Source organism: Streptomyces lonarensis, assembly GCF_012033735.1.
In the GTDB taxonomy this organism is placed as follows: Bacteria; Actinomycetota; Actinomycetes; order Streptomycetales; family Streptomycetaceae; genus Streptomyces; species Streptomyces lonarensis.
The window spans coordinates 1-11,218 of sequence record NZ_JAAVJD010000120.1; the positions used below are offsets into that span (position 1 = coordinate 1).

Consider the following 11,218-nt stretch of genomic DNA (forward strand, 5'->3'; position numbering starts at 1 on the left):
CCCCCCCCCCCCCCCCCCCCCCCCCCCCGCCGGTCAGCAGTGGCGACACCCCCGCACTCCCCCGCACCGCCCCCGCACGGCGGCACCCCTCCCCGGCAGCACGCGGGCGTGCGCCCACCGCGCCACGCGCCGCGCTGACCGGCACACCGGCGGCGCATCAGCGGGACGTAGTGCATCGAGCGCGGAACGTAGCCGATCGGGCCGGAAACAGACGCGCGGCGGCGCCCGCACCGGGCTCGGCCGGTCGGGCGCCACCGCGCTCGTCACTGCTCCGGCGGCGGGCAGGCGCCCGCCGGGCCGGGGTTCGGTTGTCCGCACCCGCCGCACCACCCCGCTCGGCGCGAACTCCGGCGGACGGCGGGTCAGGCCGCCGCGTCGAAGCCGGTGTCGCCGGCCATCCGCTTGAGTTCCATGAGGGCGTTCTTCTCGATCTGGCGGATGCGCTCGCGGGTCAGACCGTGCTGCTTGCCGACCTCGGTCAGCGTCCGCTCCCGACCGTCCTCCATGCCGTAGCGGGCGCGGATGATGGAGGCGGTGCGGCCGTCGAGCCGCGCGATCAGGTCGTCGAGCCCCTCGCGGCGGAGCATCACCATGACGGACTGCTCGGGTGAGGCGGCGGAGGTGTCCTCCAGGAGGTCACCGAACTGGGTCTCGCCCTCGTCGTCGACGGACATGTTGAGACTCACCGGGTCCCGCGCCCAGTCCAGGACGTCCTGGACCCGCTCGGGCTTCGAGCCGAGCTCCTCGGCGATCTCCAGGGAGTCGGGCTCGCGCCCCTGCTCCCGGTTGAACTCCCGCTGCACACGGCGGATACGGCCCAGCTCCTCCACGAGGTGGACGGGGAGCCGGATGGTGCGCGCCTGGTCGGCGATGGATCGCGTGATGGCCTGCCGAATCCACCAGGTGGCGTAGGTGGAGAACTTGAAGCCCTTGCTGTAGTCGAACTTCTCGACGGCACGGACCAAGCCGGCGTTGCCCTCCTGCACGAGGTCGAGCAGTGGCAGTCCGCTTCGGGGATAGCGGCGGGCCACCGCCACGACGAGCCGGAGATTGGAGCGGATGAAGACGTCCTTGGCGCGGTCGCCGGCCCGGGCTATCTCCGCGAGCTCCTCACGGGTGGCGCCGGCCACCGGGCCGCCCTCGACCGGCTCCTCGTCGCCGTCGAGCACGCGCCGCGCGTAGAGCCCCGCCTCGATGTCGAGCGAGAGCTCCACCTCACGGGCGGCGTCCAACAGCGGTGTACGGGCGATCTCGTCGAGATACATGCCCACGAGGTCACGCTCGGTAGCGTCCCCTTCTGCCCTTGACCGCGCACTGCCCTTCGCAGCGGCGGCGCTCTGTGCGCCCTCCTGGCGGGCGACGGCACGGATGGCCATACCTGCTCCCTTGCGAGTGATCGGACTGACACGGCCGTGAAGGCGAAGGGATGACACCCCCTGCGCGCCCCACATCCGTAACGAATCAACGACGGAGTTGGCGACAGAATTCCCAAGTCGCTCATCTTTTTCGTCTGGTGCAGTACCCTGCCCCGCCATCGCCCACGTACACGCCCCCGTCACCGTGCCGCCGGACCGCCCCTCACAGCTGTCAGACGTACGGGCGACCGAAAAGGTTGCCGGAACCGTCACCTTCCCCGACGAGCGGGTGGTCACCGGAGGTTCACGCACCGTCGCACCGGACCGTCGCACTCGCGCCACGACGGACGGGGCACGCGGCCCCAGCCCGGAGGCCGTCCCGCCGTCCACCCCGCCGCGACGGCGTCGGCGCGCCGCCGGACACCCCGCGTCACCGCGCACGTGCGGTGCGTCGCGCCGCGGGCGGGTGGCGGTGGTGACGCCACCCGAACGCCCCGCCGGGCATGCGTGGGCCGCCTACCCGCCCGACGGTGAGGTAACGCCCGCCGACGCGGGTCCCGACCCCGGGAGCGATGCCGATGCAGCGGATACCCGGTCGCCGAGCCGCCGTGGCGGTCGGCGGCTCCCTGGCCCTGGCGCTGAGCCAGTCGCCGGGCATGGCCCTGGCCCTGCCCGCCGTCCCGTCGGTCGTCCTGGGCTCCGTGGCGGACGCCCGCGAGTGCGCGGTGCCGGGCGCCGGTCCCGGACTGCACTCGGGGATACCGACGCCTTCGGGCTACTCCCCCACGCGCGGCACCGTCTCCGCGCTGACGCTGTTCATCGACTTCCCCGACGCCGAGGCGGAGATCACGACGGAGGAGCGGCTCGCGGAGTTCTTCCCCGCGACCGCCGAGTACTTCGCCCGCAGCTCCTACGGCGCTCTGGACTACCGTCCCGCGCCGGTCCACGGCTGGCTGCGCATGCCGCAACCGTTCGAGGAGTACGGCATCGACCGCGGTGTCGGCTGGCATCCCGGCGACTCGCAGGGCTACAACCGGCTGATGCACGACATCGTGGCCGCCCTCGACCGCGCCGCGGACAGCCGTGACGGCGGTCGCCGTGACGGCGACACCGACCGCGAGGGGCCGCCCGACGGCACCCCGGTGCGGGACAGCTCCACTGCGGCGGGCCCCCGGTCGGACAACCCTGCACCCAACTCCCCGGGTTCAGCCGGCGCCGTCCCACTGGCGGCCGAACCGGCCGAGGCAGCCGACGACGAGGCGGACACGGCGACCGGCGGCGGGGCCGCGGCCGCACCGGAGGGTCCGGCGGCTGTCCCCGGGGACGGCCGCGGCGTGGAACTGGCCCCCGAGGACGTGGACTTCTCCGCCCACGACCTCGTCAACGTCCTCGCCGCCCCCAACGCCGGTCCGCCGGCCGTCGAGAAGGTGCTCTCGGTGTCGTTCCCCGGCCGACCGCTCATACCCACCGGAACCGGACCGCTCCACAACGTCAGCTTCATATGGAGCAGCCAGCCCGGGCACACGCCCCACCGGGTGCTTGTCCACGAGAACGGCCACGCCTTCGGCCTGCCCGACCTCTACTGGACCGGTGAGGGGCCGTCGCCCGAACTCACCGGACACTGGGACGTGATGGAGCAGGACTGGGGCCCCAGCAACGACATCCTCGCCTGGCACAAGTGGAAGATGGGCTGGCTCACCGACGCCGAGGTGGACTGCGTCCCCGGACCCGGCGTCACCGAACACACCATCACTCCGCTCGGCTCCCCCGGCGCTCACACCGAGGACGACCCGCCCACCCCGGCCGCCGTCGTTCCCGGCGGCGGCGCGGGTGTCGGCACCGGCCTCACCGCCGCTCCCGGCGACACCGCGCCGGAGACCCGGATGGTGACCGTGCCCCTCGGCCCGAGCGAGGTGCTGACGCTGGAGGTGCGGGTCCGCTCCGAACTGGACGAGGCGGTCTGCCGCCCCGGGGTCCTGCTCGCGCGGGTGGACACGCTGCGGCCCAGCGGCGAGGGCCCGGTGCGCGTCGTCGACGCCACCCCGGGCAGCGACGGCTGCCTCGCCCTCCCCGACCCGCAGGTCACCCCCGGGCTGAGCGACGCCCCGCACCGGCCTGGTGACACCTTCCACGACGAGGAGGCCGGGGTCTCGGTGGAGGTGACCGCCGCCGACGGGGACGGCCGCCACACCGTGCGCGTCACCCGGTGGTGAACCGCCCCGGGCCCGTGGGGAGCCGGACCCCGGCAGCAGCCCGCACCCCGGCACCGCCCGTCCGCAGCACCCGTACGCACCGCGGCCGTCCGGGCGGGCGGGCTGCCCGGACGGCCGGGGCGGGCGGCCGGAGTACCCCCGGCAGCAGCTGCGGCTTGTTAGATTGCCTGCGGCGTCCGGGCCGGGGCGTCTGGACGCCGTAGGGCTGGGGGAACCGGGTGTGAGTGCCGCGACGGACGAGGTCGCGCGGTGGGTCTCCCACCGCAGGAACACCGAACTGGTGCTGGTCGTACTCGCCGTGCTGATCGGTGTGTTCGGCCACGCCGCCGCCGGACTCGCCGTCCACGACGAACTGCCGTCCGGGCTCGCCGCCTACACCGCGATGCTCGGCGGGTCGGCGCTCGCCGCGCACCTGGCCGTCCGCCGCTTCGCCCGCCACGCGGACCCGGTGCTGCTGCCGGTGACGGTGCTGCTGTGCGCCCTCGGCCTCGTCCTCATGGACCGGCTCGACCAGTCCTACGCGGTCCGCTACTCCGGGACGTACCAGGCGGTGCCGGTCGCGCCCAACCAGGCGGTGTGGACCGTCATAGGGGTCGGGCTGATGGTCCTGGTCGTCGCGCTGCTGCGGCACCACCGGCTGTTGCAGCGCTACACCTATCTCGGCATGGCGGCGGCGATGCTGCTGCTGATCGCTCCGGCGTTCTTCGGCGCGGACGCGTTCGGCGCCAAGCGCTGGATCACGCTCGGGCCGCTCTCGGTGCAGCCCGGCGAGTTCGTCAAGGTCATGATCGTCGTGTTCTTCGCCAGCTACCTGATGGCCAACCGCGACGCGCTCGCGCTGGTCGGGAAGCGGTTCCTCGGGTTGGCGCTGCCACGCGGGCGGAACGCCGGGCCGGTGCTGCTGGTCTGGGCGGTCAGCCTGGTCGTCCTCTTCTACCAGCGGGACCTGGGCACCTCGCTGATCTTCTTCGGTGCCTTCATCCTCATGCTGTACGTCGCGACGGAGCGGACCAGCTGGGTGGTGCTGGGCGGGCTGATGGCGGTCGGCGGCGCGGCGGTGGTCGCCGCGACGCAGTACCACGTCAAGGCCCGGGTCGCCGCCTGGCTCGACCCGATGGCGATCTACCTCCCGGAGGACCAACGGCCGCCGGGCATCATCTCCGACCAGTCGGCGCAGGCCCTGTTCGCCTTCGGCGCGGGCGACCTCACCGGGACCGGGCTCGGACAGGGCCACTCCGACCTCGTCGGCTTCGCCGGCCGCAGCGACTTCATCCTCGCCACCGTCGGGGAGGAGCTGGGACTGCTCGGTGTCACGCTGGTGCTGTTCCTCTACGTGCTGCTGATCTGGCGGGGGCTGGCCGCGGGCATGGCCTCGACCGACCCGTTCGGGAAGCTGTTGGCGCTGGGGCTGTCCTCGGTGCTGGCGCTCCAGGTCTTCGTCGTCGCCGGCGGGGTCACCGGCCTGATCCCGCTGACCGGCAAGGCGCTGCCGTTCCTCGCGCAGGGCGGGTCGTCGACCGTCGCCAACTGGCTGCTCGTGGCACTGCTCATCAAGGTCAGCGACAGTTCTGGGAAGGCCTCGACCATGCCGGAGGGCAACGCCACCATTCTGACGCCGGCGATCCGGGTCTGACCGACCGCTGCCGGTCGCACCGCCGCGCACCGGCGGGCACCGCCGGGTCGGCGCCGGGTCGGCGCGGGCGGGGCGGACGGCCGGCCGCGCGCGGGAGGGCATCGCCGCGGGGCTGCCGTTGCCGGTGGGGACCGGGTGGCGACGGGGCGGCGAGGCGGCATCAACTGCCTCGTCACGGCGTCTTCCGATCATGGGCGGGCGTTCGCACAATGGCCCGAACCGTCGGCTCACCCGCCGCCCGGTGCTCACTCGCCGCGCTCCACTCCCCCACCCCGGAGAGACGATGAGACCTGCCCGCCGCCCCGCCCCCGAACTCCGCCCGCCCACCTCCCGCCGCCGGACCGGCGCACGCCGTTCACTGCGCACCACCCTCGTGCTCGCCGCCGGCACCGCGATCGCCGCCCTCTCGCTCACCGCCGCTCCGGCCACGGCGGCCCCGGGCCCCACCGCCATCGCCACCGTGCAGCAGGAGCAGCCCACCGCGCGGTCCGCCCCGGGTGCGGAGAGCGGGACCGTCGCTCCCGCCAACGCCCCCACCGTCATCGGCGGCACGCAGCTCCACTCCACCGCGGGCCCGTGCCCGGTCGCGATGAACGTCTACGGGGCCGGCGGAACGCCCCACGGCCTGATCCACGGCGCGTGCGGCCACCCCGTCGGCACCACGCAGTGGTTCGCCGACAGCGCGCTGACCGTTCCCGTGGGCAGCAGCACCACCGCCTCGCCGTTCCCCACCACCCCGTACACCCTCGTGCAGTACAACGGGAACGGCTCCTACCCGCCGCACCTGGCCACGCCGACCGGAACGATCCGGGTCGGCTCCCCCGTCGCGCTGCCGGTGGGTGCCGGAATCTGCAAGGCCGGGCCGACCAGCGGCCTCACCTGCGGCACGGTGCAGGCGCACAACCAGACCGTCGCGTTCCCCCAGGGCACACTCCCCGGGGTCAGCCGCGCCTCGCTCTGCCCGGAGACGGGCGACACCGGCCGGATGCTGGTCGCGGCCAACACGGGGCGGGTGGTCGGCCTGATCGTGGGAGGCGCCGGCAACTGCACCAGCGGCGGCATCACCTTCTACCTGCCCATCCAGCCGATCCTGGCCCAGTACGGCGTGGTGCCGTTCATCTGAGCCACGGCGCGCGGGGCGCGGTCACCGACCCGCGCCGCGTGCGCCCGTGGGCGGGCGGGCGCGGTCGGACCGCCCCACGGGACCGGCGCACGGGGCGGGCCACCCGCAGGTCACAGCAGGCAGGCGGACGCCGACGCCCGGGGACCGAACGTTCCCGCACCATGGTCGGCACCGGTGTCCTGACGTTACGATCACCGCTCCGGCGGCGCCCGCGCATCCCGGCCGGCGCCCGTCCGGTACCCAACCGGAAGGAGCACCCCGTGAACCTGCGCGAAGACGCACGGTCCCTCTCGGACGAGCTGGTCGAACTCCGCCGCGACCTGCACCGCATCCCCGAGATCGGCCTCGAACTGCCCCGCACCCAGGAGGCCGTGCTCGGCGCGATCGACGGCCTCGGTCTGGAGCTGACCACCGGTGACGCCGTCACCTCCGTCACCGGCGTGCTGCGCGGCGGACGCCCGGGGCCGACGGTCCTGCTGCGCGGCGACATGGACGCGCTCCCCGTCACCGAACGCACCGGGCTGGACTACGCCGCGCCCGCCGACCGGATGCACGCCTGCGGCCACGACCTGCACACCACCATGCTCGCCGGCGCCGCACGCCTGCTCGCGCCCCACCGCGAACAGCTCGCCGGCAACGTCGTCTTCATGTTCCAGCCGGGCGAGGAGGGGTTCGACGGAGCCGGGCGGATGCTCGACGAGGGCGTCCTCGACGCCTCCGGGGAGCGCCCGGTGGCCGCCTACGCGCTGCACGTGATGTCCGCCGACATCCCCGGCGGGGTGTTCACCACGCGCGCGGGCCCGCTGCTCGCCGCGTCCAGCGTGCTGACGGTGACCGTGAAGGGCGCAGGCGGCCACGGCTCGGCGCCGCACCGCGCGAAGGACCCGATCCCGGCGGCGTGCGAGATGGTCACCGCGCTGCAGACCTGGATCAGCCGGACCTTCAGCGTCTTCGAGCCGGTGGTGCTCACGGTGGGCACGTTCCACGCGGGCACGGCCTCCAACATCATCCCCGACGACGCCACGTTCGTGGCGACCGTCCGGACGTTCTCCGCGGAGGCGCTGGCAACGATGAAGGACGGCACGGTCGGCGTCTGCCGCGGCATCGCCGCCGCCCACGGCCTGGGGGTGGACGTCGACTTCGACGAGCAGTACCCGGTCACGGTCAACTCGGGCGCGGAGGCGGAGTTCGTCGCCGACACGGTACGGGAGGTGCACGGCGAGGAGCGGTACACGCCGCAGACCAACCCGATCCTCGGCGCGGAGGACTTCTCCCGGGTGATCGCCGAGGTGCCGGGCGCCATGGTCTTCCTCGGCGCCGCCCGGCCGGACGCCGATCACACCGCGGTGCCCAACAACCACTCGCCGCTGGCCGTCTTCGACGACGCCGTGCTGGCCGACGGTGCCGCGCTCTACGCGGAGTTGGCGACCCGCCGCCTCGGGGCCACGCCCGCGTGACCCGCACCGGCGCCGCCCGACCCGCGGTCGGGCGGCGCCGGGCCTCCCCGCGGGCCCGCCACCGCTTCCGTCACGAGAGCGCCGGGCCGCAGGAGGCTCACGCCTCGCGCAACGCCGAGAGAAGCACGGGGACATGGCTGTGCTCCACGTCCTTGGCCGCGGTCAGCAGCGCTACCGGCCCGTGCCCCGCGAGGTCCCGCACGTCCGCCAGGGCCGAGGCCGCGGCGTCGGCCTCCAACTCCCGCCGGTAGCGCCGGGCGAACTCGTCGTAGCGGCCGTCGGGGTCCTCGTGCATCCATCGGCGCAGGTCGTCGCTGGGAGCCAACTCCTTCGGCCAGGCGTCCAGCCGCGCGCGTTCCTTGGAGACACCGCGCGGCCACAGCCGGTCCACCAGCACACGCGCGCCGTCGTCCTCCGCCGGCTCCTCGTACACCCGCCGTACGGCGAGATCGAGGCCACCACCGTCGCTCGTCGTCATGTATCGCACGGTAGGCCCGCCCGCCGAGCGCCGCATCCGCACGGCGCCCCCGCCGTCGCGTCAGACGGTGGTACCGGCGAGCACCCCCGGCTCCCGGCCGTCCCAGCCCTGCTGGGTGTGCCAGATGACGTGGACGCCGAGGACCTCGCGCACGGTCTCCGCAGCCCAGCTCTCGGTAGGGGGGTTCGGGCAGGACGAGGTACAGCGCCTCCGCCGCGGCGGGCAACGTGTGGTTGATCTCCCGAAGCCGGACCGCCCCCGAGCGGAGGTCCGTGTAGCTGGTGCGGCCTGCGGCCATGACCTCGTAGAGCACGAGCCCGCTCGCCGAGACACAGCTGACGTCGATCACCGGGGAATCCACCGGTTGCAGGTCGGAGAAGTAGAGCGATGCCGTCAGCGCGTGACGCACCGCCTCGTGCCGGCGGCACGTCCGGTCGGCTGCCGCCGCCTCCCCGAGCTCCCGCAGGAGGCTCTCCGGCACCGGGGTCGCGGCATCGGTGGTGGTTTCCTGGGACTCGGTCACGGCCTCTTCCTTCTGTTCGGTCGGGCCCGGGCCGCCCGTGGGCGGCCCTGCAGGCGTGGACGCCTCCTCACCGCGGGGCGGCTCGTCGTCATCGGCCGCGGTCCTGGCTGCGGTGTCGGGCGCTTCGGCGTCCGACGGTTCGGCGTCCGACGGTTCTGCGTACTGCCGCCCCAGAAGGTCCGCCCTGGCCGCGGCGAGGAGCGGCGCCCACCCGGAGGCCTCGAGCTCGTCACGCAGCGCGGAGTGGTCCAGGGTGGCGTCCTTGAGGGCGCGCCCGGTGGCCGACGCCAGGTCGCGCAGCTCGGTGACGTGCTCGCGGCCGGGATCACCGAAGAGGTGGAACACGTCGACCCAGTCGGCCTGGTCGCGGCGGAGAACCCGGTTGGCCATGGACTGGAGCTCGGAGAGCCGCGCACGGGCGTCGGGTACCTCCCCGTTGTGCTCGGCCAGTTCGTTCAGCACGTCCAGGGCCGCGACGTAGCGCCCCGCCATCCGCTCCGAGACGGGCGACCGGCCGCGTCGGTCCGCGGTGAGCACGGTCTGCGTGGTCTCGTTCGCGAACACCCAGCAGTCGAGCCGGTCGCCCTTCCGGGGCGCCGCCGATCCGTGGCGGACCGCAAGGACGAGCGACCGGTCGATGGCCGGCGCCAACGGTCGGACCTTGTAACGGCCCCCCGGCGCGCGGTCCACGACCTCGACCCGCACGTCGGTCCCGATCCGGGGCAGTTCGGCCACCGGTTCGTCCGCGGGGCGGACGGGCCGCTGGTCCGCGCTCTCGTCGTCACCCGGTGTCAACGCGCCCGGCAGCGGCGCGGTGTGCAGCACGGTGACGCTCTGGGTGCTCCGGGTCAGCGCCACGTACAACTGCCGCAGTCCGGACGGCCCGCGATCGGCGATGGTCGCCGGTTCCACGACCAGGACGTGGTCGTACTCCATCCCCTTGCTCTGGGATGCCGCGAGGACCGCCACGTGCTCGCGCCCCGACTCGGCCACCGCGCCGCTCTCGTCGATACGGCGGCTGATCTCGTCCAACCAGCCCACGTCGTCGGGGACGATCACCGCGATGGAGCGCAGGGTGCTGCCGTCGCTGCTCCCGCTCAGTCGCGTCACGTGCTCGACCGCGTCGGAGAGCAGCTTCCACGGCTCGGTCGGCACCATCCGAACCGCTTCCGCGCCCACCTCCCGCACCGCCCGGGGCGATGCCACCGAGGGCGCGACGGCATGCGCCAGCGGAGCGACGAACTCCATGATCTCGGCAGGGACGCGGTAGCTCGTGGTGAGTTCGGCGACGCGCCAGTCGCCCTGGTCGGAGAGGGCCGTGCCGATACGGTCCCAGCTCGCCGGAGTGTGCGGCCCCGTCGCCTGCGCGAGGTCTCCCAGCACCGTCATGGAGCCGCCGGCCGCGCATCGGCGCCGCAGGGCGCGGGCCTGCATCGGGGTCAGGTCCTGCGCCTCGTCCACGACGATGTGCCCGTACCTCCGGGGAGTCTCCCCCGTGATGAGCGCCCGTAGCTCCTCCAGGCAGACCTGGTCGTCGAGTGTCCACCGGTCGCCGTCGGCACTGGCGGCTCGGCTGCGCAGCAGGGCTTGCTGCTCCCCTTCGTCGAGAATGCCCTCGGCGCACTCCGCCAGCAGCGAGGCGGAGTCGTAGAGGCTGCGCAGCGCCTCACGAGGCCCCGGGGACGGCCAGACGCGGTCGACGAGGCGCTCCACTCGGCGGTTGCGTTCCAGGTCACGCCGGATGGTGCCGGTCTGTCCGCGGCGTGGAGCGATGTCGGCGAGCTCCTGCAGCAGGCGGTCGACGAGGAGCCCGCGGAACCGGTCGCGCCGCTCGCGGTACGGTGCGCCGCTGTCGCTGGCCTGGGTGAGGAGATCGACGACCGTGGACCGGGGCACGCGCAGCGTGGTGCTGCCCGCGGTGATGACCACCGCCGGCTCGTCCCCCTCGTAGGCGGGTGGGACCGTGAGGTCGTCGAGGGCCTCGGGGCGGTGATCGTGCTCGACCCGCCTGCGCAGGACGGCCGCCATGCGCTCGTCCGACTTGACCAGCCGGCCGCGGGGCGAGTCGGTCCCCGAGATCTCCCCGTCCCAGAGCCGTCCGAGTTGGACCGCGTTGACGTCCCGGGTACCGAGGGTGGGCAGCACGCGGCCGACGTAGTCGAGGAACCGCTGGTGCGGTCCGATGACGAGGATGTCGACGGCCTTGAAGTGGTCGTTGTTGACCAGCCAGGTCACTCGGTGGAGGCCTACGGCCGACTTGCCGGTGCCGGGCCCGCCCTGGATCACGAGGATGTCCGAGGGCGCCCCGGTGACCAGTTCCATCTGGTCGCGCCGGATCGTCTCGACGATGTCGCGCATGCTCCCGCCGCGGGAGCGCTGGAGCTCCCGCAGCAGGAAGTCGTCCGGCTGCATCGGCTTCCGGCGCTGCAGCCGGAC

The 11,218-nt window shown here is 73.9% G+C and carries 6 protein-coding genes; 4 read left to right on the forward strand and 2 right to left on the reverse strand.

Annotated elements, in window-relative coordinates; translation table 11 throughout:
• Positions 1-362: 362 nt before the first annotated feature.
• The gene (locus HCN56_RS15555; RefSeq protein WP_167971563.1) at positions 363-1,376 is read right to left on the reverse strand and encodes a sigma-70 family RNA polymerase sigma factor; all 1,014 of its coding nucleotides are present in this window, start codon (positions 1,374-1,376) and stop codon (positions 363-365) included.
• 557 nt (positions 1,377-1,933) lie between these two features.
• Between HCN56_RS15555 and HCN56_RS25830 the strand changes: the two genes are divergently transcribed.
• The 4 genes from HCN56_RS25830 (at position 1,934) to HCN56_RS15575 (ending at position 7,781) form a co-directional block, all read left to right on the forward strand.
• Positions 1,934-3,568 carry a metallopeptidase domain-containing protein gene (locus HCN56_RS25830; RefSeq protein WP_209312782.1) on the forward strand — a complete coding sequence of 545 codons (1,635 nt, stop codon included), beginning with the start codon at positions 1,934-1,936 and terminating at the stop codon, positions 3,566-3,568.
• A 220-nt stretch (positions 3,569-3,788) separates the two neighbouring features.
• Entirely contained in the window at positions 3,789-5,201 is a 1,413-nt protein-coding gene (locus tag HCN56_RS15565; protein ID WP_167971565.1) for an FtsW/RodA/SpoVE family cell cycle protein, read from the forward strand.
• A 283-nt stretch (positions 5,202-5,484) separates the two neighbouring features.
• A complete protein-coding gene (locus HCN56_RS15570) occupies positions 5,485-6,324 on the forward strand; it encodes a S1 family peptidase (protein ID WP_167971567.1) in 840 nt (279 codons plus the stop codon).
• Between the two features lie 260 nt (positions 6,325-6,584).
• Positions 6,585-7,781, forward strand: coding sequence for a M20 metallopeptidase family protein (locus HCN56_RS15575; protein ID WP_312871250.1), 1,197 nt, complete (start codon positions 6,585-6,587; stop codon positions 7,779-7,781).
• Here the strand turns inward: HCN56_RS15575 and HCN56_RS27520 are convergent.
• Positions 7,736-11,218 (reverse strand): ATP-binding domain-containing protein (locus HCN56_RS27520; RefSeq protein ID WP_446696834.1); only part of this gene is annotated, 3,483 nt, incomplete at its 5' end. The two genes, HCN56_RS15575 and HCN56_RS27520, sit on opposite strands and share 46 nt — an antisense overlap.